This is a genomic window from Streptomyces sp. NBC_01477 (assembly GCF_036227245.1).
Taxonomy (GTDB): Bacteria; Actinomycetota; Actinomycetes; order Streptomycetales; family Streptomycetaceae; genus Actinacidiphila.
The window spans coordinates 2,532,757-2,558,570 of record NZ_CP109445.1 but is presented as its reverse complement, the minus strand read 5'-3'; the positions used below and the strand labels follow the sequence as shown (position 1 = coordinate 2,558,570).

The window sequence follows — 25,814 nt, the reverse complement described above, 5'->3', positions numbered from 1 at the left end:
CCGAATTCTCGTACTTGGAAAGCGCGTCGGCTGACCGAGGCCAATCACCGCCTCGCACACGCACCGGCGCGCTCCCCTCGCTTGCCCCACGGCACGAGGGGTTTTTTGTTGCCCGGCATCCGGGCGCAAACCCCCTCACCCCCTCACCACCCTCATCTTCGAGAGAAGAGAACGCAGATGACCGAGCAGGCCACCGGGTCCCACCATCCGCAGCCGCGGACCCGAAACGCGGTCCCCGCCGCCACCGCCGAGCGCATGACGGGCGCCCAGGCGCTCATCCGCTCCCTTGAGGCCGTAGGCGCCGACACCGTGTTCGGCATCCCGGGCGGTGCGATCCTGCCGGCGTACGACCCGCTGATGGACTCCTCCAAGGTCCGGCACGTGCTGGTCAGGCACGAACAGGGCGCGGGGCACGCCGCCACCGGCTACGCGCAGGCCACCGGCCGGGTCGGGGTGTGCATGGCGACCTCGGGACCCGGCGCGACCAACCTGGTCACCCCGATCGCCGACGCCCACATGGACTCGGTGCCGCTCGTCGCCATCACCGGCCAGGTCGCCTCGAAGTCCATCGGCACCGACGCCTTCCAGGAGGCGGACATCTGCGGCATCACCATGCCGATCACCAAGCACAACTTCCTGGTCAGGGACGCGGCCGACATCCCGCGCACCATCGCCGAGGCCTTCCACATCGCCGCCACAGGGCGTCCGGGGCCGGTCCTGGTGGACATCGCCAAGGACGCGCTGCAGAACCAGATGACCTTCTCGTGGCCGCCGCAGGCCGACCTGCCCGGCTACCGCCCGGTGACCAAGCCGCACGCCAAGCAGATCCGCGAGGCCGCCCGGCTGATCAACGAGGCCCGCCGCCCGGTGCTCTACGTCGGCGGCGGTGTCATCAAGGCCCGCGCCACCGGCGAGCTGCGCATCCTCGCCGAGCTGACCGGCGCCCCGGTCACCACGACGCTGATGGCGCTCGGCGCCTTCCCCGACAGCCACCCGCAGCACGTCGGCATGCCCGGCATGCACGGCGACGTCTCCGCGGTCACCGCGCTGCAGAAGTCCGATCTGATCATCGCGCTCGGCGCCCGCTTCGACGACCGCGTCACCGGCCGCCTCGACACCTTCGCGCCGAACGCGAAGGTCGTGCACGCCGACATCGACCCGGCCGAGATCTCCAAGAACCGGATCGCCGACGTGCCGATCGTCGGCGACGCCCGCGAGGTGCTCGCCGACCTGATCGTCGCCGTCCAGGCCGACCACGAGGCCGGCCACAAGGGCGACTACTCCGAGTGGTGGAACCACCTGAACTTCTGGCGGAACACCTACCCGCTCGGCTACGACGTCCCCGAGGACGGCAGCCTGTCCCCGCAGCAGGTCATCGAGCGGATCGGGCAGCTCGCCCCGGACAACACGCTGTTCGCCGCGGGCGTCGGCCAGCACCAGATGTGGGCTGCGCAGTTCATCAAGTACGAGCGGCCCGGCACCTGGTTCAACTCCGGCGGCGCCGGCACCATGGGTTACGCCGTGCCCGCCGCGATGGGCGCCAAGGCCGGTATGCCGGACGCCACCGTGTGGGCGATCGACGGCGACGGCTGCTTCCAGATGACCAACCAGGAACTGGTCACCTGCGCGCTGAACAACATCCCGATCAAGGTCGCCATCATCAACAACGGCGCCCTGGGCATGGTCCGCCAGTGGCAGCACCTCTTCTACGGCGAGCGGTTCTCCAACACGGTGCTGCACTCAGGCGCGGAGAACGTCCCGGGCTCCACCCACGGCGTCGGCTCGATCCAGAACCGCGGCACCCGCGTGCCGGACTTCGTCAAGCTGTCCGAGGCCATGGGCTGCGTCGGCCTGCGCTGCGAGTCCCCCGACGACCTGGACAAGGTCATCGCCGAGGCGAACGCCATCAACGACCGCCCGGTCGTCGTGGACTTCATCGTCCACGAGGACGCGATGGTCTGGCCGATGGTCGCGGCCGGCACCTCCAACGACGAGATCATGGCGGCGCGCGATGTCCGGCCCGACTTCAGCGACGACCTGGACGACTGATGCCCGAGCAGACAGACCGGCAAGCGCACGATGACTGACGGCGGAAGAGCGAGAAAAGGAACTACTGACATGTCCAAGCACACGCTCTCCGTCCTGGTGGAGAACAAGCCCGGCGTCCTGGCCAGGATCACCGCGCTGTTCTCCCGCCGCGGCTTCAACATCGACTCGCTCGCGGTGGGCACCACCGAGCACCCGGAGATCTCCCGGATCACCATCGTCGTCAACGTCATCGACGAACTGCCGCTCGAACAGGTGACGAAGCAGCTCAACAAGCTGGTCAACGTGCTGAAGATCGTCGAACTCGACTCCGCGGCGGCCGTCGCACGTGAACTCGTCCTGGTGAAGGTGCGCGCCGACAACGAGTCGCGCTCCCAGATCGTGGAGATCGTCCAGCTCTTCCGCGCCAAGACCGTGGACGTCTCACCCGAGGCCGTCACGATCGAGGCCACCGGCGCCGCCGACAAGCTGGAGGCCATGCTCAAGATGCTGGAGCCGTTCGGCATCAAGGAGTTGGTCCAGTCGGGCACCATCGCCATCGGCCGCGGTGCCCGCTCCATCACCGACCGCTCGCTGCGCGCGCTCGACCGTTCGGCGTAACGCCGGCGCGCAGCACCGCTCGCCGGATCCGTATGGCGAGACCCGAAATCCCGTATCCGCCCACCCGTCGTACGGTGGGCCGCACAACCCGATCCAAGGAGAACCCGAAGTGGCCGAGCTGTTCTACGACGACGACGCCGACCTGTCCATCATCCAGGGCCGCAAGGTCGCGGTCATCGGCTACGGCAGCCAGGGCCACGCCCACGCGCTGTCGCTGCGCGACTCGGGCGTGGACGTGCGGGTCGGCCTGCACGAGGGCTCCAAGTCCAAGACGGTGGCCGAGGAGCAGGGCCTGCGGGTGCTGCCGGTGGCCGAGGCCGCCGCCGAGGCCGACGTCATCATGATCCTGGTGCCGGACCCGATCCAGGGCCGCGTCTACGAGGAGTCCATCAAGGACAACCTCAAGGACGGCGACGCGCTGTTCTTCGGCCACGGCCTGAACATCCGCTTCGGCTTCATCAAGCCGCCGGCCGGCGTGGACGTCTGCATGGTCGCCCCCAAGGGCCCGGGCCACCTGGTCCGCCGCCAGTACGAGGAGGGCCGCGGCGTGCCGTGCATCGCGGCCGTCGAGCAGGACGCCACCGGCAAGGGCTTCGAGCTCGCGCTGTCGTACGCCAAGGGCATCGGCGGCACCCGGGCCGGCGTCATCAAGACCACCTTCACCGAGGAGACCGAGACCGACCTCTTCGGCGAGCAGGCGGTCCTGTGCGGCGGCACCTCGGCCCTGGTCAAGGCCGGCTTCGAGACCCTGGTCGAGGCCGGTTACCAGCCGGAGATCGCGTACTTCGAGTGCCTGCACGAGCTCAAGCTCATCGTGGACCTGATGTACGAGGGCGGCCTGGAGAAGATGCGCTGGTCGGTCTCCGAGACCGCCGAGTGGGGCGACTACGTCACCGGCCCGCGGATCATCACCGACGCCACCAAGGCCGAGATGAAGAAGATCCTCGGCGAGATCCAGGACGGCACCTTCGCCAACGCCTGGATCGCGGAGTACAACGCCGGCCTGCCGAAGTACAACGAGTACAAGAAGGCCGACGAGAACCACCTGCTGGAGACCACCGGCCGCAAGCTCCGCAAGCTGATGAGCTGGGTCGACGAGGAGGCGTAAGCCCCCCGGCGGACCCGCGCCGCGCCCCCGGTCGCGTCGCTTCGTACGAAGGCCTGACCGCCATCTGGTACGGACTTTGTACGAAGCGACGCAACCCCTCCGGGTGATCCTTCCATTTCGGCGAAGGCGCCGATTCGGCCCGCCGATAGACTCGCTGTAACAAGCGCGTTCAGGCTCACAGCGTCGTGCGTCTTCCACGCGGCATGCCATTCCCGCCTCTTGGAGCGGTCGAACGGGACCGGCCGCCCATGAAGGACAAGTGAGGACCACGTGAGCCAGAAGCCTGTCGTACTCATCGCAGAAGAGCTGTCGCCCGCCACGGTGGACGCGCTCGGGCCGGACTTCGAGATCCGGCACTGCAACGGCGCGGACCGAGCCGAACTGCTGTCCGCGATCACCGATGTCGACGCCATTTTGATCCGCAGCGCCACGAAGGTGGACGCGGAGGCCGTCGCCGCCGCGGCGAAACTGCGGGTCGTCGCCCGCGCCGGTGTCGGCCTCGACAACGTCGACGTCTCCGCCGCCACCAAGGCCGGCGTGATGGTCGTCAACGCGCCGACGTCCAACATCGTCACCGCCGCCGAGCTGGCCTGCGGTCTGCTGATCGCCACCGCCCGCAACATCGCGCCGGCCAACTCGGCGCTCAAGAACGGCGAGTGGAAGCGCAACAAGTACACCGGCGTCGAGCTGAGCGAGAAGACCCTCGGTGTGGTGGGCCTGGGCCGGATCGGCGTCCTGGTCGCGCAGCGGATGTCCGCCTTCGGGATGAACATCGTCGCCTACGACCCCTACGTGCAGCCCGCGCGGGCCGCGCAGATGGGCGTCAAGCTGCTGACCCTCGACGAGCTCCTCGAAGAGTCCGACTTCATCACCGTCCACCTGCCCAAGACCCCCGAGACGCTGGGTCTGATCGGTGACGAGGCGCTGCACAAGGTCAAGCCCTCGGTGCGGATCGTCAACGCCGCGCGCGGCGGGATCGTGGACGAGGAGGCGCTGGCCTCGGCGCTCAAGGAGGGCCGGGTGGCCGGCGCGGGCCTGGACGTCTACGCCAAGGAGCCCTGCACCGACTCGCCGCTCTTCCAGTTCGACAACGTGGTGGCGACCCCGCACCTGGGCGCGTCCACCGACGAGGCGCAGGAGAAGGCCGGTATCGCGGTCGCCAGGTCGGTCCGCCTCGCGCTGGCCGGCGAGCTGGTCCCCGACGCGGTCAACGTCCAGGGCGGCGTCATCGCCGAGGACGTCAAGCCCGCGCTGCCGCTCGCCGAGAAGCTCGGCCGGATCTTCACCGCGCTGGCCGGCGAGGTGGCCGCCCGACTCGACGTCGAGGTCTGCGGCGAGGTCACCCAGCACGACGTGAAGATCCTCGAACTGAGCGCGCTCAAGGGCGTCTTCGAGGACGTCGTCGACGAGACGGTGTCGTACGTGAACGCGCCGCTGTTCGCCCAGGAGCGCGGTGTCGAGGTCCGGCTGACCACCAGCTCGGAGTCGCCCAACCACCGCAATGTGGTGACGGTCCGCGGCACGCTCGCCGACGGCACCGAGGTGTCGGTCTCCGGCACGCTGGCCGGCCCCAAGCACGTCCAGAAGGTCGTCGCCGTCGGCGACGAGGACGTGGACCTGGTGCTCGCCGACCACATGGCCTTCCTGCGCTACACCGACCGCCCCGGCATCGTCGGCACCATCGGCCGGATCCTCGGCGAGGTCGACGTCAACATCGCCGGCATGCAGGTCGCCCGGGCCGCCGCGGGCGGCGACGCGCTGGTCGCCCTCACCGTGGACTCCAGCATCCCGGCGGGCGTGCTGACCGACATCGCCGACGAGATCGGCGCCACCTCGGCCCGCGCGGTCAACCTGACCGACTGACCCGGATACGCAACCAGGCCGGCGCCGCTCCCCGCCCGGGGGGCGGCGCCGGTCCGCGTCAGAGCCTGGCCGCCTTGAGCGCCATGTGGAGCAGCAGCCGGGCCTCGCCGTCCGCCATGTCCAGGCCGGTCAGCTGCTCGATGCGGGACAGCCGGTAGTAGAGGGTCTGCCGGTGGATGGCCAGCGCGGTGGCCGTGCGCCCCGCCTGGCCCGCGTGGTCGAGGAAGACCTCGGCGGTGTGCGCCAGCTCCTCGTGCGCCGGGGTGAGCAGCGGGGCGACCGCCGGATCGGGCGGTACGTCGGCGGGCAGCGCGGTCAGCAGCCGGTAGGGGCCGAGGTTGGACCACTTCGCGATCGGGCCGAGCATCGGCTGGGCGTGCGCGGCCCTGGCCGCCGACGTCGCCTCCCGCCAGGCCCCCGGCAGCTCGGCCAGCGAGCCGCGGGCCGCGCTCAGCCCGGCCACCATCCCGTCCGCGCCGACCGCGTCGAGCAGCCGGGCCGCCGCCGTACGCGCCGGGGCCAGCACCTGCCGCGACCGCAGCCGTACGAGCAGCGCGACCAGCTCGCCGCGGCGCCGCTCCGGCACCCGGGCCAGCGCGGCGGCCGACGGGATGGTCCGCAGGCCGGGCAGCGCGCCCGCCGACTCCCGGTCCGGCGCGCGCACGCACACCAGCGCGTGCGGCTCGTCCGCGTCCTGGTCGAGCGCCATGCGCAGCGCGTCCTCCGCGGTGTCCCGGTCGGTCCTGGCGGTCGCGGTCAGCAGCGCCCGCAGCGCCCGGCCGGTCTCGGCGCCGGCCCTGGACATCGCCGCCAGCCGCTCGCCGATCCTGGCGGCCACCGCCATGGCGGCGCCGAGCTGCGCGGGGGAGTGCTCGGCCTCGTCGAGCAGCCAGACGTACCCGTAGACGAAGCCGGCGTGCCGCACCGGCAGGCACAGCCGGCCGCGTACCACTCCCGCGTCCGGGGCTGCCGGGATGCGGACCGGCGCTGTCGCGCGGGCGATGCCGAACCGCTCGAACCAGGCGCGCACCTCGACGGTGGACTGCCGGGTCAGGATGGAGCGGGTGCGGACCGGGTCCATGGACTCGTCGTCGCTGTCATGCACCCCGAAGGCGATCAGCCGGAAGTCCCGGTCCTCCAGCGTCGCGGGGGCGCCGAGCAGCGCCGACACCTCGTCCACCAGGTCCTGGAAGTCACCGTAGTCCCCATACTCAGCACGCACCCCACCATTCTCCCTCATACATCTGTATGAGGGAGAGCGGGCCAACCCGTGACAGGTGTCGCTGGTCCAGCGGGTAGGCGAATCCTAGATTCGCAGTGTCGGCCTCGACAATTGTCCCGCCCCCGCCCTGGAGGACCCCGTGTTCGGTCCCGTGTTGCTCGCCGCCTCGCGCAGCGACCGTATGCGCCGCGTCGTCGCCGCCGCGCCCGTCACCCGTCCGGTGGTCGACCGCTTCGTCGCGGGCGACGCGCTGCACCCGGCCATGGACACGGTCCGCGGGCTGACCGCGAGCGGCCTGGACGTCACCTTGGACCACCTCGGCGAGGACGTCACCGACCGGGCCACCGCCCGGGCCACCCGGGACGCGTACCTGCGGCTGCTGGAGACGCTGGGCGACGACCGGCTCGGCACCCGCGCCGAGGTCTCCGTCAAGCTGTCCGCCTTCGGCCAGGCGCTGCCCGACGGCGGCCACGATGTCGCGCTGGCCAATGTCACGGAGGTGGCGGAAATGGCCTCCGGCATCGGCACCACGGTGACCCTCGACATGGAGGACCACACCACCGTCGACTCCACGCTCGCGATCCTGGCCGAGCTGCGCAAGGAGCACCCGCAGACCGGCGCGGTCCTGCAGTCCTACCTCTTCCGCACCGAGGACGACGCCCGCGCGCTGGCCGTGGCCGGCTCACGGGTACGGCTGGTCAAGGGCGCGTACAACGAGCCGGCCGGGGTCGCCTTCCAGAGCAGGAAGGACGTCGACAAGGCCTACGTCCGCGCCCTGCGCACCCTCTTCGCCGGCGAGGGCTACCCCATGGTCGGCTCGCACGACCCGCGCATCATCGCCATCGCCCAGGAGCTGGCCGCCCGCCACCACCGCCAGGCCGGCAGCTACGAGTTCCAGATGCTCTACGGCATCCGCACCGCGGAACAGCGACGGCTCGCGGACGAGGGGGAACGTATGCGGATCTACGTCCCCTACGGCGCAGACTGGTACGGCTACTTCATGCGGCGCCTCGCCGAGCGTCCCGCCAACCTCGCCTTCTTCCTGCGCTCCTTCGTCCCCGCCGGCCGCTGACGCCCCCGACACCCACCAGGAGACACGCTTCATGGACGCCGTGACCCAGGTTCCCGCGCCGGTCAACGAGCCGGTGCACACATACGCCCCCGGCAGCCCCGAGCGGGCCCGGCTCGAAGCGAAGCTCAAGGAGCTGGCCGGCAATCCCGCCGACCTGCCGATGTTCATCGGCGGCGAGCAGCGGATGGGCGGCGGCGAGCGCGCCGACGTCGTCCAGCCGCACAACCACGGCGCCGTCCTCGGCACGTACGCCAACGCCACCGTCCGGGACGCGCAGGACGCCGTCGACGCGGCCCTGGCCGCCGCGCCCGCCTGGCGCGCGATGTCCTTCGACGACCGGGCCGCGATCATCCTGCGCGCCGCCGAACTGCTCGCCGGGCCCTGGCGCGAGACGCTGGTCGCCTCCACCATGCTCGGCCAGTCCAAGACCGTGCAGCAGGCCGAGATCGACAGCCCCTGCGAGCTGGTCGACTTCTGGCGCTTCAACGTCCACTTCGCCCGGCAGATCCTCGCCGAGCAGCCGGTGGCCAACGCCCCCGGGGTGTGGAACCGGCTCGACCACCGCCCGCTCGAAGGCTTCGTCTACGCGATCACGCCGTTCAACTTCACCGCCATCGCGGGCAACCTGCCGACCGCGCCCGCGCTGATGGGCAACGTGGTGGTGTGGAAGCCGTCGCCCACCCAGACGCACTCGGCCGTGCTGCTGATGCGGCTGCTGCGCGAGGCGGGGCTGCCCGACGGGGTGATCAACCTGGTCACCGGCGACGGCTTGGCCGTCTCCGAGGTCGCGCTGCCGCACCCGGAGCTGGCCGGCATCCACTTCACCGGCTCGACCAGGACCTTCCAGCAGCTGTGGCGCACGGTCGGCGAGAACATCGAGCGCTACCGCTCCTACCCGCGGATCGTCGGCGAGACCGGCGGCAAGGACTTCGTCGTCGCCCACCCCTCGGCCGACCCGGCGGTGCTCAAGACCGCGCTGACCCGCGGCTCCTTCGAGTACCAGGGCCAGAAGTGCTCGGCCTCCTCGCGCGCCTACATCCCGCGCTCGATCTGGGACGGCGGCTTCAAGGAGGACTTCGCCGCCGAGGTCGACGGCATCACCATGGGCGACGTCACCGACCTGTCCAACTTCAGCGGCGCCCTGATCGACGAGCGGGCCTTCGCCAAGAACAAGGCCGCCATCGACCGCGCCAAGGCAGACCCGAGCGTCGAGGTCGTCGCGGGCGGTACGTACGACGACTCGGTCGGCTGGTTCGTCCGCCCGACCGTGCTGGTCTCCACCGACCCGGACAACGAGATCTTCCGGCAGGAGTACTTCGGCCCGCTGCTCGGGGTGCACGTCTACGAGGACGCCGACTTCGAGGCGATGCTCACCCAGATGGAGTCGGTCTCGGACTACGCGCTGACCGGTGCGGTCATCGCGCGGGACCGGGCCGCGGCGGCCCATGTGATGGAGCGGCTGCGCTTCGCGGCGGGCAACTTCTACATCAACGACAAGTCCACCGGCGCGGTCGTCGGCCAGCAGCCCTTCGGCGGCGGCCGGGCGTCGGGCACCAACGACAAGGCGGGCGCCGCGCAGAACCTCCAGCGCTGGACCTCCACCCGGTCGATCAAGGAGACCCTGGTGCCGGCCACCGACTACCGCTACCCGCACCAGGGCTGACCTGGGCGCGCCGGGACGACCCGGGAGAATCACCCGTTCGCGGCCCCCGGCGGCCGCGGGTGGGTGATCGTCTGTCTCAGATAGTAGGAAGTCCGAGTAATTGTGGCGACAGGACGACCGGACTGACCTAGCGTTGTAGGGAGCCGAACGTCTCGCCTCATCCGGCGAGCGGCGGACGCGCGTCCTGAGCAGTTGCCGAGCGGGTCACCCCCCGCCGCCAGGACCCCCGCCCCGTTCCGCGGCAGCACCGCATTCGCCCGCATCCCCGGCTTCCGCCTGCTTTCCCCCCAGGAGTTGATCCCCATGGACGACACCGCACGCCAGAATGCCCAGCGCGCCCTGCAGCGCAGCCTCGACCGCCGCGACAACGGCGGCAGCACCGGCCACGAACGGCGCTGACCCCACGCCGCGGGTGAGCCGCCGCCGCTCTCCGGCGGACGCCGTGTCCGGCATGCGGACATGCGGTGTCACCCGCTGGGATGGGGAGTACGGTGCCGGACATGTCTCGAAGCCTCAGCCTCGCAGTGATCCCCGGTGACGGAATCGGCCAGGAAGTCGTCGCGGAAGGGCTCAAGGTCCTCTCCGCCGTTCTCCCGCAGGACGTCAAGCTGGAGACCCGGGAGTTCGACTTCGGCGCGAAGCGCTACCACGCCACCGGGCAGACCCTCACCGACGAGGACCTCGACCGGCTCAAGGAGCACGACGCGATCCTGCTGGGCGCCATCGGCGACCCCTCGGTGCCGTCCGGCGTCCTGGAGCGCGGCTTCCTGCTGAAGCTCCGCTTCGCCTTCGACCACCATGTGAACCTGCGCCCGAGCAAGCTCTACCCGGGTGTCGGCACGCCGCTCGCGGGCAGCCCCGAGATCGACTTCGTGGTCGTCCGCGAGGGCACCGAAGGCCCCTACACCGGCAACGGCGGGGTGATCAGGTCCGGCACCCCGCAGGAGGTCGCCACCGAGGTCAGCCTCAACACCGCCTTCGGTATCGAGCGGGTCGTGCGCGACGCGTACGTGCGCGCGCAGGGCCGTCCGCGCAAGAAGCTCACCCTGGTGCACAAGAACAACGTGCTGGTGCACGCCGGCCACCTGTGGACCCGGATCTTCGAGACGGTCGGCCGGGAGTTCCCCGAGGTCAGCACCGACTACCTGCACGTCGACGCGGCGACCATCTTCCTGGTCACCCAGCCCGAGCGCTTCGACGTGATCGTCACCGACAACCTCTTCGGCGACATCATCACCGACCTCGCCGCCGCCGTCTCCGGCGGTATCGGCGTCGCGGCCAGCGGCAACATCAACCCGGGCCGCGAGTTCCCCTCGATGTTCGAGCCGGTCCACGGATCGGCCCCGGACATCGCGGGCCAGTCCAAGGCCGACCCGACCGCGACCGTCCTGTCCGTGGCGCTGCTGCTGCGGCACCTGGGCTACGACGCCGAGGCCGACCGTATCGACACCGCCGTGCAGGCCGACCTCGCCGAGCGCGCGGACGGGCCGGTACGGTCCACGGTCGAGATCGGCGACGCGCTGGCCGCCCGCGTCTCCGGCTGACCGGCCACCAGAGGTAGGTACCCGGCCCCGCCGCTGCGATAATCGACAGAGGCGGGGCCGCGGTATGACGGGAAAGTCGGACGTCCTATCAGTGCGGACGGCCCAAGCCGGCAGCGAGAGAACGAGACACGGTGAAGGACACACACATGACGACCCCCACAATCGAGCTGAAGCCGTCCGCCCACCCGCTGTCCGCCACCGAGCGCGACGCGATCCTGGCCGCCCCGGGCTTCGGCCGGTCCTTCACCGATCACATGGTCACCATCAAGTGGACCGAGGGCCGCGGCTGGCACGACGCGCAGCTGGTCCCGTACGCGCCGCTGTCGATCGACCCGGCCAACATGACGCTGCACTACGCGCAGACCATCTTCGAGGGCCTCAAGGCCTACCGGCAGCCCGACGGCGGTGTCGCGACCTTCCGGCCCGAGGCCAACGCCGAGCGCTTCCGGGCCTCCGCGCGGCGGCTGGCGATGCCCGAGCTGCCCGTGGAGACCTTCGTCGAGGCCTGCGACGTGCTGGTCAGGCAGGACAAGGCATGGGTGCCCACCGAGGGCGAGGCGTCGCTCTACCTGCGGCCCTTCATGATCGCCACCGAGGTCGGCCTCGGAGTGCGCCCGGCCAACGAATACCTCTTCCTGGTGATCGCCTCCCCGGCCGGCGCCTACTTCTCCGGCGGCGTCCAGCCCGTCTCGGTCTGGCTGTCCGAGGAGTACGTGCGCGCCGCGCCCGGCGGCACCGGCGCGGCCAAGACCGGCGGCAATTACGCCGCCTCCCTCGTCGCCCAGGCCCAGGCCATCGAGCACGGCTGCGACCAGGTGGTCTGGCTGGACGCGATCGAGCGCCGCTGGATCGAGGAGATGGGCGGGATGAACCTGTACTTCGTGTACGGCAACAGAATCGTCACTCCTGAGCTGTCCGGCTCGCTGCTCCCGGGCATCACCCGCGACTCGCTGCTGTCCATCGCCGCCGACCTCGGCTACGAGGTGGCCGAGGGCCGGATCAGTGTCGAGGACTGGCGCCGCCAGCACGAGGACGGCACCCTCACGGAGGTCTTCGCCTGCGGCACGGCCGCGGTGATCACCCCGGTGGGCTCGGTGAAGTCGACCCGGGCGGCCTGGCCGGTGGCCGACGGCGCCCCCGGGCCGGTCACGATGCGGCTGCGTGCGGCACTCCTCGACATCCAGACGGGGCGCGCCCCCGACCCCCACGCCTGGATGCACCCCCTGGGCGCCTAGCGCCCCCGCGGGGGGCGGGAGCGGGCTCGGCCCGGATGGTGAGATCACACGCCGCCCGGGCCGACCGTGTGCAAGACTGACCGCGTGCTCTCGTACGCCGTCATTATTGGCAGCAGGCACGCCGGTCCGCAGTGACGCCCCCCTGACCCCAGTGGAACGTCACCGTGTCCCAGACCCGCGTGCAGACCTCTCGCATCCGCGAGAGGTTTTTTCGTTTCCCGGACCACCCGTGCCGGAGGCGGAACCGCACGAGGGATGATGGGGGCAAGTGGAGCTGGACCCTCCGGATGCCAGCGCATCCGGCGGCAACCCACTCACCCGACAGGAGTTACGACAGCCATGACCGCCGAACCGGACGACAGCTTCCATGTCTTCGACACGACGCTGCGCGACGGCGCCCAGCGTGAGGGGATCAACCTCACCGTCGCCGACAAGCTGACGATCGCCCGGCACCTGGACGACTTCGGGGTGGGATTCATCGAGGGCGGCTGGCCGGGAGCCAACCCCCGCGACACCGAGTTCTTCGCCCGTGCCGTCAAGGAGCTGGACCTCAAGCACGCCACCCTGGTCGCGTTCGGCGCGACCCGCAGGCCGGGCGCCAAGGCCGCCGACGACCCCCAGGTCACGGCGCTGCTCGACTCGGGCGCCCCGGTGATCACCCTGGTCGCCAAGTCGCACGACCGCCACGTCGAACTGGCGCTGCGCACCACGCTGGAGGAGAACCTGGCGATGGTCGCCGACACCGTCTCCCACCTGGTCGCCCAGGGGCGCCGGGTGTTCGTGGACTGCGAGCACTTCTTCGACGGCTACAAGGCCAACGCCGCCTACGCCACCCAGGTCGTACGGGCCGCGCACGAGGCGGGCGCGTCCGTCGTGGTGCTGTGCGACACCAACGGCGGGATGCTGCCCGCCCAGGTGCAGGCCGTGACCGGCCTGGTGCTCGCCGACACCGGCGCCCGGCTCGGCATCCACGCCCAGGACGACACCGGCTGCGCGGTCGCCAACACCCTGGCCGCCGTGGACGCGGGCGCCACCCATGTGCAGTGCACCGCCAACGGCTACGGCGAGCGGGTCGGCAACTCCAACCTCTTCCCGGTGGTCGCCGCGCTGGAGCTCAAGCACGGCCGCCGGGTGCTGCCCGAGGGCGCACTCGGCGAGATGACCAGGATCTCGCACGCCATCGCCGAGGTCGTCAACCTGCCGCCGTCCACGCACCAGCCGTACGTGGGCGTGTCCGCCTTCGCGCACAAGGCGGGCCTGCACGCCTCCGCCATCAAGGTGGACCCCGACCTCTACCAGCACATCGACCCCGAGCAGGTCGGCAACACCATGCGGATGCTGGTCTCCGACATGGCCGGCCGCGCCTCGATCGAACTCAAGGGCCGCGAGCTGGGCATCGATCTCGGCGAGGACCGCGAGCTGGTCGGCCGGGTGGTGGCGCGCGTCAAGGAGCGCGAGCTGAAGGGGTACACGTACGAGGCCGCCGACGCGTCGTTCGCGCTGCTGCTGCGGGCCGAGATCAACGGCAGGCCGCAGCGCTACTTCCGTACCGAGTCCTGGCGGGTCATCACCGAGGACCGCCCGGACGGTACGCACGCCAACGAGGCGACGGTGAAGATGTGGGCGAAGGGCGAGCGGATCGTCGCCACCGCCGAGGGCAACGGCCCGGTCAACGCGCTGGACCGGGCGCTGCTCAGCGCGCTGGAGCAGATCTACCCCAAGCTCGCCGAGTTCGCCCTGGTCGACTACAAGGTCCGCATCCTGGAAGGCACCTCGGGCACCGACTCGACGACCCGGGTGCTGATCACCACCACCGACGGCGAGACCGAGTGGTCCACGGTCGGGGTCGCGGACAACGTGATCGCCGCGTCCTGGCAGGCACTTGACGACGCCTACACGTACGGGCTGCTGCGGGCGGGGCTCGACCCGCAGGAGTAGCCGCGTTCGCATACCGGTCGTCCGGCGGGAAATCCCCCGCCGGGCGGCCGGTCTGTCATGTTCATTAGCAAAACATCTTGGCGACGCGCGTAGACCTCGGGCACACTCCTCCTGCGCCACCTGCACCACGCCCACCCCAGCGGAACCAGCAGGAGGAAATCGCATGCGACTGCGTATCCGTACCGTGACGAGCGTTCTCACCCTCGTCGGCACCGCTCTGTTCGCACCCGGTGTCGGCCTGGCCGCGTCCACCGACGCCTTCGCCGTCACCAAGCTCACCCACGCCCAGGCGACGAGCATGTTCAGCGCCGCGGGCATCACCTGGTCGTCGTCCGGCGGGTGTTCCAACCGCAACGTGTCGACCTGCACGTCCTTCGACCAGCTCAACCAGGCCACCGCCCAGGGCGCGGTCACCCTCAAGCACTCCAGCGGCTGCGCCCTCAACATCACCGGCGGCACCGAGACCGGCCACGCCAGCGGCACCTACTCGCACTGGAACGGCTACAAGCTCGACTTCGGCAAGAACACCTGCCTGACGAACTACGTCCACAACTCCTTCACCTACATCGGCCTGCGCGGTGACGGATACCCGCAGTACCAGGCCGCGTCCGGCAACATCTACGCCGACGAGGGCAGCCACTGGGACGCCCTGTACTACAGCTGCGGCTGCTGACCCGCCACGACGGGCGGGGCCGCACCCCCCGCGGCCCCGCCCCCGGCGCGGACTACCTGCCCGGAGTTGAGTACGCGTGCTCAGGCGGCCCCCCGCCGCCCCCGGTTAGCCTCGGCGCAGCCGAGGTCGAGGGGGGTGGGAGAACGTGATCGTTTCGGCGGTGATGCTGCTCGGCAGACTGGCCGGAACGCCTGCCGCCCGCCGGTCCGGGCGCCTGGCGGCGGACGCGGCCGAGCGCTGCTTCCCCGGCCGTTTGGCGGTGATCTCGGCGCGGCCTCGCTTCCCCGCTTCCGGCGGCGCCGAGATCCTCTTCCGGGTGCTGGACGACCACGACGCCTTCGTCCGCCTGCGGGTGGACCGGGCGGCGCCGACCGCCGGGCAGCTCGGCGAGGCGATCGAGGACGGCCTCGCCGCGGCCCGGGAATGGCGGGCGCTGGCCGCCGCCCTGCGCCGGGGCGGCTACGAGGTCCACGGGCTCGGCCGCGTCGTCGCCGACCCGTGGATCGCGGCCGACCCGACCAACGACACGGTCACGGACTTCCTGGCGGGCCTGCGCGACTGCCTGGCCCGGCGGCCCGGCGCGCCCGCGACCTCCGTCCTGATCGCCGACCCCGCGGTCGTACGCGCCCTGCCGCGGGACCGCGACCCGTCGCTGCCGACCCTGCTGCGGCTCACCGCCACCCGCAGGCTGGCCGCGCTGAGCGGCCGGCGGCCGTACTACCGGGCCTCCTTCGGCACCGCGGGCGCGCTCGGACTGAGCCTCGTGCACCCCTTTTCGCTGTGGCAGCGCTACGAGGCCGCGGTCACGGCCGGCGCCGACGCCTGGCTGGCGCGGGTGAGCCCCGGCGCCCGCGCGACCGCCGTCATGAGCCTCACCCGGCTGGTGACCGGCCGGGTGGACCGGCTGCGGGCCCATGTCGTCTTCAGGGACGGCTCGGAGCAGAGCGGCCCGGCCCGGCTGGGCAACCACGTACTGGCCGTCACGACCGACCTCGACGGCGCCCTCACCGACGAGCCGACCGTCATCCGCGACGCCCGGGCCGGCGCCGGGCCGCTGCGGCTCCCGCCGCTGTGAGCCGGCAGGCCCCGGCCCCGCGATGAGCCCCCCGGCTCTCCGGCAGGCCCCCGGCCCCGGGGGGGGCGAAAACCGGTGTCGGCCCGCCCCCCGCGGCCCATAGGGTGCCGCGGTGACCAACGCCTCCTTCACCGTCCGTGCGGCCGTGCCCGCGGACGCCGCCGCCGTGGCCCATGTCCACATCGCCTCGCGGGAGGTGACGATGCCCTACCTGCCGCCGCGCAGGCGCAGTGACGCGGAGGTCGAGGCGTGGGTGCGGGACGTGGTCATGGCCACGTCCGAGGTCTGGGTGGCGGTCGGCGCCGACGGCCGGGTGGTCGGCTACGCGGCCGTCGGGGGGGACGAGCTGGACGCCCTGTATCTGCTCGCCGACGTCCTGCGGCAGGGCATCGGGACCGCGCTGCTCGGCACCGCGAAGGCGCACCGCCCCGACGGGCTGACGCTCGCCGTCTTCCAGCGCAATACGCGAGCCAGGGCTTTCTACACCCGCCACGGCTTCACGGTGGTCGACAGCAACGACGGATCGCGCAACATGGAGAACGAACCGGACCTGACGATGCGCTGGCAGCCGGTGACCAACAGCACACGTACTGACGGGTAATATCCGCGCCCCGGCGGTCATAGGGTGAGCGGCGAACCCTCGACCCGACCCACCGGGAGATCGCATGCGCTCGGCGAAGGACTTCTTCCGCCCGCTGGCTGTGGGGGCGCCCGAGCCCCTGCGCGAGGTGCCCTTCCGGCCCTCGCGGATGATCCACTTCTTCGACCCCGGCAACGAGAAGATGGCCGCCAAGGTCCCCGCCCTGGCCCCCGCGGTGGACGTACTGCTCGGCAATCTGGAGGACGCCGTCCCCTCCGACCGCAAGGAGGCCGCCCGCGCGGGCCTGGTCGCCGTCGCCAAGGGCACCGACTTCGGCGGCACCCAGCTGTGGACCCGTATCAACAGCCTGGACTCGCCCTGGGCGCTGGACGACCTGCTCACCCTGGTCACCGAGATCGGCGACCGGCTCGACGTCGTGATGGTCCCCAAGGTGGAGGGCGCGCACGACATCCACTACGTCGACCGGCTGCTGGCCCAGCTGGAGGCACGGGCGGGCCTGCGCCGGCCGATCCTGGTGCACGCGATCCTGGAGACCGCCGCGGGCGTGGCCAATGTCGAGGAGATCGCCGGCGCCAGCCCCCGTATGCAGGGCATTTCGCTCGGCCCCGCCGACCTGGCCGCCAGCCGGCGGATGAAGACCACCAGGGTCGGCGGCGGCCACCCCGGCTACCTGGTCCGCGAGGACCCGCCCTCGGCCTCCGGCGGGGGGAGCCCCGCCGACGCGCCCCGGGCGACGTACCAGCAGGACCTGTGGCACTACACGCTCGCCCGGATGGTCGACGCCTGCGCGGCGCACGGCATCCTGCCGTACTACGGCCCCTTCGGCGACATCCAGGACGTCACCGCGTGCGAGGACCAGTTCCGCAACGCCTTCCTGCTCGGCTGCGTCGGCGCCTGGTCGCTGCACCCGGCCCAGATCGCCATCGCCAAGCGGGTCTTCTCGCCCGCGCCCGAGGACGTCGCCTGGGCGCGGCGGGTGATCGGCGCGATGGGCGACGGCACCGGCGCGGTGATGATCGACGGCAAGATGCAGGACGACGCCACCTACAAGCAGTGCCAGGTGGTCGCCGGGCTCGCCGACACCCTCGCCGCCCGCGACCCCGAACTGGCCGAGGCCTACGCCGCGGCCGGGAAGGCAGGCCGGCGATGACCGATACCCCCCGCCCCCGCCGCTCGGTCCTCTACATGCCCGGCGCCAACGAACGCGCCCTGGAGAAGGCCCGCACCCTCCCCACCGACGCGCTGATCCTCGACCTGGAGGACTCGGTCGCGCCCGACGCCAAGAAGGCGGCCAGGGACCGGGTGGCCGCGGCCGCCGCGAGCGGCGACTACGGCCACCGCGAGGTGACGATCCGGGTCAACGCGCCCGGCACCCCCTGGCACGCCGACGACCTGCGGGCCGCGGCCGAGGCCGGACCCGACGCGGTCGTGGTGCCCAAGGTGGACGCGCCGGAGACGGTCACCGCCGTGGTGGCCGCGCTGGAGGCGGCCGGCGCGCCCGACCGTACGGCCGTCTGGGCGATGATCGAGACACCCGCCGCGATGTTCGACGCCCGGCGGATCGCCGCGGCCAGCGAGCGGCTGACCGTGCTGGTCATGGGCACCAACGATCTGGCCAAGGAACTGCACGCCGAGCACGTGCCGGGCCGCGCCCCGCTGCTCACCGCGCTGTCCATGGCCCTGCTCGCGGCCCGCGCCACCGGCCGGGTCATCTTGGACGGTGTCTACAACGACGTCCAGGATCTGACCGGATTCGAAGCCGAAACCCTCCAAGCGCGGCAGCTCGGCTTCGACGGCAAAACGCTCATCCATCCCCGCCAGCTGGAGCCCTGCAACCGGGTCTTCGCCCCCGCCGCCGCGGACGTCGAGCGCTCCCGGAAGATCATCGAAGCCTTCGATCAGGCCACGTCACAGGGCCGCGGAGTGGTCACCGTGGACGGCAGGATGATCGAGAACCTCCATGTGGAGGAGGCCAGACGGGTACTCGCGCTGGCCGCCGCCGTCGAGGGCCGCTGACGGTCACGTGTGCGTGTCGCCCGGTGGCGGCGGAGGAACGGCGGGGCGCCGCGACCGTACCGCGGAGCCCCGCTGTTGTGCGCTTCTGTGGGGATCCGCCATGAAGCGGGGACGGACACTGTACGAAGTCGATGGCCTGTTTTCCGGCCCGCGGCTCGTACTGTCGTTGCATGACCACATCGCAAGAGGTGCCCGCCGAGGTGAACGACGCCCGCGGGCGGGTGGCCGAACTGCACGCCATCCGCGCGGAGGTCGTCCGCGGACCGAGCGAGAAGGCCACCGCGGCCCAGCGTGCCAAGGGCAAGCTCACCGCCCGCGAGCGGATCGACCTGCTGCTGGACGAGGGCACCTTCCGCGAGGTGGAGCCCCTGCGGCGGCACCGGGCGACCGGGTTCGGGCTGGAGGAGAAGCGCCCCTACACCGACGGTGTGATCACCGGCTGGGGCCTGGTGCACGGCCGTACGGTCTTCGTCTACGCGCACGACTTCCGGATCTTCGGCGGCGCGCTGGGCGAGGCCCACGCGACGAAGATCCACAAGATCATGGACATGGCCATCTCGGCCGGCGCCCCGCTGGTGTCGCTCAACGACGGGGCCGGCGCGCGTATCCAGGAGGGCGTCTCGGCGCTGGCCGGATACGGCGGCATCTTCCAGCGCAACACCCGCGCCTCCGGGGTGATCCCGCAGATCAGCGTGATGCTCGGCCCGTGCGCGGGCGGCGCCGCCTACTCGCCGGCGCTCACCGACTTCGTGTTCATGGTCCGCGAGACCTCGCAGATGTTCATCACCGGCCCCGACGTGGTGCAGGCCGTCACCGGTGAGCAGATCACCCAGAACGGCCTGGGCGGCGCCGACGTCCACTCGTCGGTCTCCGGTGTCTCGCACTTCGCCTACGACGACGAGCAGACCTGTCTCGAAGAGGTCCGCTACCTGCTCTCGCTGCTGCCGCAGAACAACCGCGAGAACCCGCCCGCCGTCGAGTCCCAGGACCCGGTCGACCGGCGCGGCGACGTACTGCTCGACCTGGTGCCCGCGGACGGCAACCGCGGGTACGACATGCACAAGGTCATCGAGGAGATCGTCGACGACGGCGAGTTCCTGGAGATCCACGAGCGCTGGGCCACCAACATCATCTGCGCCCTGTCCCGGCTGGACGGCCAGGTCGTCGGCATCGTCGCCAACCAGCCCGCCTCGCTCGCCGGCGTCCTGGACATCGAGGCGTCGGAGAAATCCGCCCGCTTCGTCCAGATGTGCGACGCCTTCAACATCCCGATCGTCACCCTGTTGGACGTACCCGGCTTCCTACCGGGCGTCGCCCAGGAGCACGGTGGAATCATCAGGCACGGTGCGAAACTGCTCTACGCCTACTGCAACGCCACCGTCCCGAGGATCTCGCTGATCCTGCGCAAGGCCTATGGCGGCGCGTACATCGTGATGGACAGCCAGTCCATCGGCGCCGACCTCACCTACGCGTGGCCGACCAACGAGATCGCGGTGATGGGCGCGGAGGGCGCGGCCAACGTCATCTTCCGCCGGCAGATCGCCGACGCGGACGACCCCGAGGCGATGCGTGCACGCATGGTCAAGGAGTACAAGGCCGAACTGATGCATCCCTACTACGCCGCGGAGCGCGGCCTGGTCGACGACGTCATCGACCCGGCCGAGACCCGCGAGGTGCTGATCAGCTCGCTGTCCATGCTCCGCACCAAGCACGCCGACCTACCATCGCGCAAGCACGGCAATCCTCCCCAGTAGCCATGGAGACCACTGTGAGCACTCCCACCGATCCGCACGTGCGTGTCGAGAAGGGCCACGCTGCCCCGGAGGAGCTGGCCGCGATCACCGCGATCCTGCTCGCCAGGGCGGCGGCGCACGGCGGCGGCGACGCCGCCGACCTCCCGGCCCGCTCCACCGCCGCCTGGCGGCGCCTCGAGCGCACCCCGGGCTTCCGCGCCCCGCACTCCTGGCAGGGCTGAGCCCTTCCCGCCGTACGGCGACCGGAGCAAGGCGAAGGCCCCGCACCAGCAGCAGCAGGTGCGGGGCCTTCGTGTGCCGCCGGGCGGGCGCCGGGGCGCCGGCTAGCGCAGCCGTGCCATCAGGGCGTGCTCGACCAGGGTGATCAGCGCGCTCTTCGCCTCGCCGCGGTGGCGGGCGTCGGTGACGATGATCGGTGCCTCGGGGCCGATCTGGAGGGCCTCGCGGACCTCCTCGGGCCCGTAGGGCTGGTGGCCGTCGAAGCCGTTGAGCGCGATCACGAACGGCAGGCCGCTGTTCTCGAAGTAGTCCACGGCCGGGAAGCAGTCCGCCAGCCGCCGGGTGTCGACCAGGACGATCGCGCCGATCGCGCCGCGTACCAGGTCGTCCCACATGAACCAGAAGCGGTCCTGCCCGGGGGTGCCGAACAGGTAGAGGATCAGGTCCTGGTCCAGGGTGATCCGGCCGAAGTCCATGGCCACCGTCGTGGTGGTCTTGTCGGGCGCGTGCGTCAGGTCGTCGATGCCGGCCGACGCGGAGGTCATCACGGCTTCCGTGCGCAGCGGATTGATCTCCGACACGGCACCGACGAACGTGGTCTTGCCCACGCCGAACCCGCCCGCCACCACGATTTTCGCGGAAGTAGTGGCGCGCGCCGGGCCGCTAGAGCTTCCGAAGTCCACTGAGCACCCTCTCAAGCAAAGTCACATCTGGCTGTCCCCCCGCGGCCTCGTCGCCGCCGGGTTGGTGAATCGTGACCAGCCCGGCCTCGGCCAGGTCGGCCACCAGGATCCTGACCACGCCGAGCGGGATCGTCAGCAGCGCGGAGATCTCCGCGATCGACTTGATGTCCCGGCACAGCAGGCAGATCCGCTGGTGTTCCGGCAGCTGCCCGCGCAGCCGCTCGGGGTCGGCGGTGGTACTGACCAGCGCCTCGATGGCGAGCTGGTAGCGCGGCCTGGTACGGCCGCCGGTCATCGCGTACGGGCGGACGAACCCGGTCGGCGTCTGCGAGCGCCGGCCACCGGTCCCGTCGCCCTGGCCGCCGCGCGGTGCCTGCGGGGGCGGTGCCTGCGGCGGCTGGTAGGGCTGGATGTGCGGCTGCCTCGGCGGCCGGTAGGGCTCGGGCTCCGGGGCCGGAGCGGACGGGAACTGGTACGGGTTCACAGGTGGCTGGTGCGGGCTGCCATACGGCTCTGCGCCGGGAGACGTGCTCACGAGTCCTCCTCCTGATACGGCTGCCAAGCACCGCCCGGGCCCCTGGAAGGGACCAGGGCGCGCCCGCACGCCCGTTCGCTGGTTGAGCTAGTTGAGCAGGCTGCCCTGCAGTTCGGCCCTGAGGTCGGGGGTGAGTACGGTGCCTGCGCGGTCGACGAGCAGGGCCATTTCGTAGCCGACGAGGCCGATGTCGCACTCGGGGTGGGCGAGTACGGCCAGGGATGAGCCGTCGGAGACGGACATGATGAAGAGGAAGCCGCGTTCCATTTCGACGACGGTCTGGTTGACGCTGCCGCCTTCGAAGATGCGGGAGGCTCCGGCGGTGAGGGAGGTCAGGCCGGAGGCGACGGCGGCGAGCTGGTCGGCGCGGTCGCGGGGGAATCCGTCGGACATCGCGAGCAGCAGGCCGTCGGCGGAGACCACCACGGTGTGGGACACCCCGGGGGTGTTGTCCACGAAGTTGGTGATCAACCAGTTCAGGTTCTGTGCCGCCTGGCTCATCGGACTCAACTTAGCGCTCCTGGTTCTGGGGGCCGCCGAAGGTGCTGTCGGGGGCCTGTCCGTTCGTGTCAGTTCCAGCAGTGCGCCCCTGCTGGACGCCACGCCGCAGGTTACTCAACCTGCCGCGGACGTCCTCGGGTGCGCGGGAGACCTGTGGGCCGCCCTGCGGGGTCTGCGTCGCGGTACCCGGGACCAGGTTGGCCTTGGGCACCCGCCGTGGCAGGCCGGAGGGGGTGACCCCGCCTGCCTTCGGCTCGCGGACCGCCTCGGCCCGCTGCCAGTTCTCGTCGTTGTTCGACCGCCACCCGGACGGGTCCGGCTGCGGCTGGTTCTGAGGTTCGGGCGACTCCTGCGCAGGCTGTTCCTGAGGTGATTCACGGGGCTTCCGGTCGCGGCGCGGCAGGCCGGCGTCCGTCAGCGAAGGGGAGCCTACGCTCTCGGACGGCTGCTCGGGGAGCCCGTTGAAGTCGCCGGAACCGAAGTCGCGGTCGTAGCCGGGGTCGTAGACCATCTCCGGCTCCTCGCCCCGCGGTGCGTACGACTGCGCGAAGAAACCGTTCTGCTCATAAGGGACTTCTGGCTGTGCCGGGTAGCCCTGCTGCGGGTAGCCGTTCTGGAAGCCCTGGTCGTACGTCTGCTGCTGGTATCCGGAGGTGAAGCCCTGGTCGTACGAACCCGCGGGTTCGTAGCCGCTGCGGGGCTCGTAGGGGCCTTCCTGGACCTGCTGCGGCGGCTCCCTCAGCTCCGGCGGGGCCGGCGGTGCTTCGTACGGCTGCTGCGGCTGCCGCCCGTCCTCGCGGTCGGTGGTCGCCGCCGCCTCCAGCTGCGCCCTGCGGCCCTCGCGCCGCAGCGAGCGGCCCACCGGATCGAGCGCCGGGGCGCCCTCGGCCTCGACGGCCGCGGGCCGGTCGTAGCGCGAGTCGTCGAAGCCCAGTTCCGCCGCGGTGCGCCGGCCCAGCTCCGCGGTCTCGTACGAACGGTCCTGCGCGGGCGGCTCCGGTGCCTCGGGCACGATCCGCGACACCGTGAAGTCGGTCTCGCCCTCGCCCGGGTCCTCCTCGCCGCCACCGCCGTGGGTGATCGGCTCCGGCAGCATCACCAGCGAGGTGGTGCCGGCCTGCTCGCCCGAGGGCCGCAACTGCACCCGGATGCCGTGCCGGTCGGACAGCCGGCCGACCACGAACAGGCCCATCCGCTTGGCGACCTCCACGTCCACCGTGGGCGGCTCGGCCAGCTTGTGGTTGATGTCCGCGAAGTCCTCCGCGGTCAGCCCGATGCCCTTGTCGTGGATCTCGATCATCACCCGGCCGTCCGGCAGCCGGGTCGCGGTCACCCGCACCTTGGTCTGCGGCGACGAGAAGGTGGTGGCGTTCTCCAGCAGCTCGGCCAGCAGGTGCACCAGGTCGCTGACGGCGCTGCCGTGGATGTCGGTGTCGGGGATGCCGACCAGCTCGATGCGGTCGTACGCCTCCACCTCGGAGGCCGCCGCCCGCAGCACGTCCACCAGCGGCACCGCCTGGTTCCACTGCCTGGCCGGCTCCTCGCCCGCGAGCACCAGCAGGTTCTCGCCGTTGCGCCGCATGCGGGTGGCGAGGTGGTCCATCTTGAACAGGCTCGCCAGCTGGTCCGGGTCCGCCTCGTTGTTCTCCAGCTCGGTGATCAGCGCGAGCTGGCGCTGGATGAGGCCCTGGTTGCGCAGCGAGAGGTTGGTGAAGATCGCGTTGACGTTGCCCCGCAGCAGCGCCTGCTCGGCGGCCAGCCTGACCGCCTCGCGGTGCACCTGGTCGAAGGCCCTGGCGACCTCGCCGATCTCGTCCCTGGTGTTGATCGGGATCGGCGCGACCGCCGTGTCCACCCGGCCGGGGTCGGTGCGCGACAGCTGGTCGACCATGCCCGGCAGCCGGGTCTCGGCGATCTCGAAGGCCGCCCCGCGCAGCCGCCGCATGCTGCGGCTCATGGTGCGGGCCATCATGCCCGCCAGGATGAAGGCGATGATCAGCGCGACCACCACGATCGCGGAGTTGAGGAGCGCGTCCCGCTTGGCGTTCGAGGCGATCCTCGCCGCGTCGCCCGCCGCCTGGTCGGCGAGGTGCACCTCGACCGAGCGGTAGGCGTCGAAGGACAGCGTGGACGCCGCGAAGTACGTCTCGGGGGTGATGCCCTCGGCCTGGAGCTGGGCCACGGTGCGGCCGGGGGTGGCGATCTCGCTGACCATCTTGGCCAGCTCCGGCGGCACCACGAAACTGCGGCCCGCGGTGACCGCCTTGTCCCGGGCGACCGCGGTCTGGTCGCGGCCCTTCTCCAGCGCGGCGTTCTGCGCGTCCTTCAGCCGCTGGACGTCGGCCGCGGTACCGCCGCCGTTGTACTCCTGGAGGGCGATGCCCTCCAGGTACTGGTACGAGCCGAGCGCGGTCTTGAGCAGCGCCAGCTCGGTCGGGCTGGGCTTGTCCTCGACCAGGATGTGCATACCGATCGACCGGGTCAGCGACTCGGCGGCCTTCGACAGCGAGACGGCGTAGAGCGTCCGGCCGTAGGCGGTGATGTTGCTGGTGCCGTAGCCCAGTTCGTTGGCCAGCTCCATCAGCGGGTGCTGGATCTTGACGTACCACTCCTCGGTCTGCACACCGGAGAGCTGGCGGGTGAACGCGGCCTTGCGGAGGCTGGCCAGTTCGGGCTCCACCGTGCGGAAGTTCGCCATCCGGCGTTCGAGGCCCGCCTCGTGCGGCATCCGGGCCGCGACGTCGTCGAAGGCCTGGGCGGCGGCGTCGGTGGCGGCCCGCGCGGTGCTGACGGCCGGGTCGGTGCGCTTGCCGGCGAGCAGCGGAACCACCGTGAGGTCGCGCTCGTTGATCAGTGTGTTGCTGTACGTCGCCGCGGCCCTGACCAGGTTCGCGGTGCGCACCGCGTCATCGGCCTGGTTCCAGGTCTGCACCGAGCTGTTGACCCGGAAGCCGCCGAAGACCAGGGCGACGAGCACGGGTATCAGGAGGATCGCGTTCAGCCGGGTGGCCACCCGCCAGTTCCGCACGCTGAAACGGCCACCAGGATCGGGCAGTTCCGGCACTTCCGCGGCCCGGTCCGCGGGAGTGCCCCCGGGGCGCTGCGGCGGCGTGAAATTCCCCCGCGGGCCGTGTGCGGCACCCGCCTCGGTTCGCCTCGTGTTCCTCACTGGACCAACAACCTCTCGGCGACGGCGCAACGAAGGCCGTTCCTACGCTCGGGTTCTGCGAATTCCAGCACGTCATGGGGGCGCTAGCCAAACCTCCGACGTCAGCGCACGTACGAACGTTCGGTGAAAAGCGGAACAGGGAACCGTGTCAAAGCCGGGCATAACCGCCCAAGGGTGTACGCGCTGCGGCACCGGGTGAGCGCGAGCCGTGTTCGCAGCCGACGGAAACTCTGTCGAAATGTTATGAAGGCGGGCCGGCCGTGTCCGACGACACAACCGGCCCCATGGCCTTCGACG

The 25,814-nt window shown here is 71.2% G+C and carries 21 protein-coding genes; 16 read left to right on the top strand and 5 right to left on the bottom strand.

Going from position 1 to position 25,814, the window contains the following annotated elements:
* The first annotated feature begins 177 nt into the window (after positions 1-177).
* The 4 genes from OHA86_RS10205 to serA all read left to right on the top strand — a co-directional run bounded on the left by OHA86_RS10205 (position 178) and on the right by serA (position 5,617).
* Entirely contained in the window at positions 178-2,049 is a 1,872-nt protein-coding gene (locus OHA86_RS10205) for an acetolactate synthase large subunit (RefSeq protein WP_329174325.1), read from the top strand.
* 69 nt (positions 2,050-2,118) lie between these two features.
* Positions 2,119-2,646, top strand: coding sequence for an acetolactate synthase small subunit (gene ilvN, locus OHA86_RS10200; protein ID WP_329174323.1), 528 nt, complete (start codon positions 2,119-2,121; stop codon positions 2,644-2,646).
* A gap of 109 nt (positions 2,647-2,755) precedes the next feature.
* Positions 2,756-3,754, top strand: coding sequence for a ketol-acid reductoisomerase (gene ilvC / locus OHA86_RS10195; protein ID WP_329174322.1), 999 nt, complete (start codon positions 2,756-2,758; stop codon positions 3,752-3,754).
* A gap of 270 nt (positions 3,755-4,024) precedes the next feature.
* Positions 4,025-5,617 carry a phosphoglycerate dehydrogenase gene (serA, locus tag OHA86_RS10190; RefSeq protein WP_329174320.1) on the top strand — a complete coding sequence of 531 codons (1,593 nt, stop codon included), beginning with the start codon at positions 4,025-4,027 and terminating at the stop codon, positions 5,615-5,617.
* A gap of 58 nt (positions 5,618-5,675) precedes the next feature.
* Here serA and OHA86_RS10185 read toward each other — a convergent pair whose 3' ends face one another.
* Positions 5,676-6,857: a PucR family transcriptional regulator gene (locus OHA86_RS10185; protein WP_329174318.1), complete on the bottom strand. Its 1,182-nt coding sequence runs from the start codon at positions 6,855-6,857 to the stop codon at positions 5,676-5,678.
* Positions 6,858-6,978: 121 nt separating this feature from the next.
* Here OHA86_RS10185 and OHA86_RS10180 point away from each other — a divergent pair, with 121 nt between their 5' ends.
* The 12 genes from OHA86_RS10180 to OHA86_RS10125 all read left to right on the top strand — a co-directional run bounded on the left by OHA86_RS10180 (position 6,979) and on the right by OHA86_RS10125 (position 20,631).
* Complete coding sequence (locus OHA86_RS10180) at positions 6,979-7,911, top strand: proline dehydrogenase family protein (protein WP_329174316.1); 933 nt, start codon at positions 6,979-6,981, stop codon at positions 7,909-7,911.
* 31 nt (positions 7,912-7,942) lie between these two features.
* A complete protein-coding gene (gene pruA, locus OHA86_RS10175; protein WP_329174315.1) occupies positions 7,943-9,574 on the top strand; it encodes an L-glutamate gamma-semialdehyde dehydrogenase in 1,632 nt (543 codons plus the stop codon).
* A 500-nt stretch (positions 9,575-10,074) separates the two neighbouring features.
* A complete protein-coding gene (locus tag OHA86_RS10170; protein ID WP_329174313.1) occupies positions 10,075-11,118 on the top strand; it encodes a 3-isopropylmalate dehydrogenase in 1,044 nt (347 codons plus the stop codon).
* 146 nt (positions 11,119-11,264) lie between these two features.
* Entirely contained in the window at positions 11,265-12,353 is a 1,089-nt protein-coding gene (locus OHA86_RS10165; protein ID WP_329174311.1) for a branched-chain amino acid aminotransferase, read from the top strand.
* Positions 12,354-12,692: 339 nt separating this feature from the next.
* On the top strand, positions 12,693-14,291 hold the full coding sequence (gene cimA / locus OHA86_RS10160) for a citramalate synthase (RefSeq protein ID WP_329174308.1): 1,599 nt from the start codon (positions 12,693-12,695) through the stop codon (positions 14,289-14,291).
* Between the two features lie 163 nt (positions 14,292-14,454).
* Positions 14,455-14,964, top strand: coding sequence for a hypothetical protein (locus OHA86_RS10155; protein ID WP_329174306.1), 510 nt, complete (start codon positions 14,455-14,457; stop codon positions 14,962-14,964).
* A gap of 145 nt (positions 14,965-15,109) precedes the next feature.
* On the top strand, positions 15,110-16,039 hold the full coding sequence (locus OHA86_RS10150; RefSeq protein ID WP_329174305.1) for a hypothetical protein: 930 nt from the start codon (positions 15,110-15,112) through the stop codon (positions 16,037-16,039).
* A 112-nt stretch (positions 16,040-16,151) separates the two neighbouring features.
* Positions 16,152-16,640, top strand: a complete 489-nt coding sequence (locus tag OHA86_RS10145; RefSeq protein WP_329174303.1) for a GNAT family N-acetyltransferase — start codon at positions 16,152-16,154, stop codon at positions 16,638-16,640.
* Between the two features lie 64 nt (positions 16,641-16,704).
* The gene (locus OHA86_RS10140; protein WP_329174301.1) at positions 16,705-17,790 is read left to right on the top strand and encodes an HpcH/HpaI aldolase/citrate lyase family protein; all 1,086 of its coding nucleotides are present in this window, start codon (positions 16,705-16,707) and stop codon (positions 17,788-17,790) included.
* Positions 17,787-18,656 carry an HpcH/HpaI aldolase/citrate lyase family protein gene (locus OHA86_RS10135; RefSeq protein WP_329174299.1) on the top strand — a complete coding sequence of 290 codons (870 nt, stop codon included), beginning with the start codon at positions 17,787-17,789 and terminating at the stop codon, positions 18,654-18,656. The genes OHA86_RS10140 and OHA86_RS10135 overlap by 4 nt, the downstream gene beginning before the upstream one ends.
* 170 nt (positions 18,657-18,826) lie before the next feature.
* A complete protein-coding gene (locus OHA86_RS10130) occupies positions 18,827-20,410 on the top strand; it encodes an acyl-CoA carboxylase subunit beta (protein WP_329174297.1) in 1,584 nt (527 codons plus the stop codon).
* A gap of 14 nt (positions 20,411-20,424) precedes the next feature.
* Positions 20,425-20,631 (top strand): acyl-CoA carboxylase subunit epsilon, encoded by a 207-nt coding sequence (locus OHA86_RS10125; RefSeq protein WP_329174296.1) that lies wholly within the window; start codon positions 20,425-20,427, stop codon positions 20,629-20,631.
* 102 nt (positions 20,632-20,733) lie between these two features.
* Here OHA86_RS10125 and OHA86_RS10120 read toward each other — a convergent pair whose 3' ends face one another.
* The 4 genes from OHA86_RS10120 to OHA86_RS10105 all read right to left on the bottom strand — a co-directional run bounded on the left by OHA86_RS10120 (position 20,734) and on the right by OHA86_RS10105 (position 25,517).
* Positions 20,734-21,312, bottom strand: a complete 579-nt coding sequence (locus tag OHA86_RS10120; protein ID WP_251485546.1) for a GTP-binding protein — start codon at positions 21,310-21,312, stop codon at positions 20,734-20,736.
* Entirely contained in the window at positions 21,293-21,847 is a 555-nt protein-coding gene (locus tag OHA86_RS10115) for a DUF742 domain-containing protein (RefSeq protein ID WP_329174293.1), read from the bottom strand. Before OHA86_RS10115 ends, OHA86_RS10120 begins: the two co-directional genes overlap by 20 nt.
* Positions 21,848-21,934: 87 nt before the next feature.
* Positions 21,935-22,348, bottom strand: a complete 414-nt coding sequence (locus OHA86_RS10110) for a roadblock/LC7 domain-containing protein (protein ID WP_033173109.1) — start codon at positions 22,346-22,348, stop codon at positions 21,935-21,937.
* 10 nt (positions 22,349-22,358) lie between these two features.
* Positions 22,359-25,517 (bottom strand): nitrate- and nitrite sensing domain-containing protein, encoded by a 3,159-nt coding sequence (locus OHA86_RS10105; RefSeq protein ID WP_443071686.1) that lies wholly within the window; start codon positions 25,515-25,517, stop codon positions 22,359-22,361.
* Between the last annotated feature and the right edge of the window lie 297 nt (positions 25,518-25,814).

What these genes read in the sequence shown, in the direction of transcription:
- OHA86_RS10110 (WP_033173109.1), bottom strand. Translation starts at nt 22,348, where the DNA reads ATGAGCCAGGCGGCACAGAACCTGAACTGGTTGATCACCAACTTCGTG.
- OHA86_RS10205 (WP_329174325.1), top strand. Translation starts at nt 178, where the DNA reads ATGACCGAGCAGGCCACCGGGTCCCACCATCCGCAGCCGCGGACCCGA.
- OHA86_RS10165 (WP_329174311.1), top strand. Translation starts at nt 11,265, where the DNA reads ATGACGACCCCCACAATCGAGCTGAAGCCGTCCGCCCACCCGCTGTCC.
- OHA86_RS10135 (WP_329174299.1), top strand. Translation starts at nt 17,787, where the DNA reads ATGACCGATACCCCCCGCCCCCGCCGCTCGGTCCTCTACATGCCCGGC.
- pruA (WP_329174315.1), top strand. Translation starts at nt 7,943, where the DNA reads ATGGACGCCGTGACCCAGGTTCCCGCGCCGGTCAACGAGCCGGTGCAC.
- ilvN (WP_329174323.1), top strand. Translation starts at nt 2,119, where the DNA reads ATGTCCAAGCACACGCTCTCCGTCCTGGTGGAGAACAAGCCCGGCGTC.
- OHA86_RS10140 (WP_329174301.1), top strand. Translation starts at nt 16,705, where the DNA reads ATGCGCTCGGCGAAGGACTTCTTCCGCCCGCTGGCTGTGGGGGCGCCC.
- OHA86_RS10130 (WP_329174297.1), top strand. Translation starts at nt 18,827, where the DNA reads ATGACCACATCGCAAGAGGTGCCCGCCGAGGTGAACGACGCCCGCGGG.
- cimA (WP_329174308.1), top strand. Translation starts at nt 12,693, where the DNA reads ATGACCGCCGAACCGGACGACAGCTTCCATGTCTTCGACACGACGCTG.
- OHA86_RS10170 (WP_329174313.1), top strand. Translation starts at nt 10,075, where the DNA reads ATGTCTCGAAGCCTCAGCCTCGCAGTGATCCCCGGTGACGGAATCGGC.
- OHA86_RS10155 (WP_329174306.1), top strand. Translation starts at nt 14,455, where the DNA reads ATGCGACTGCGTATCCGTACCGTGACGAGCGTTCTCACCCTCGTCGGC.
- OHA86_RS10185 (WP_329174318.1), bottom strand. Translation starts at nt 6,857, where the DNA reads ATGAGGGAGAATGGTGGGGTGCGTGCTGAGTATGGGGACTACGGTGAC.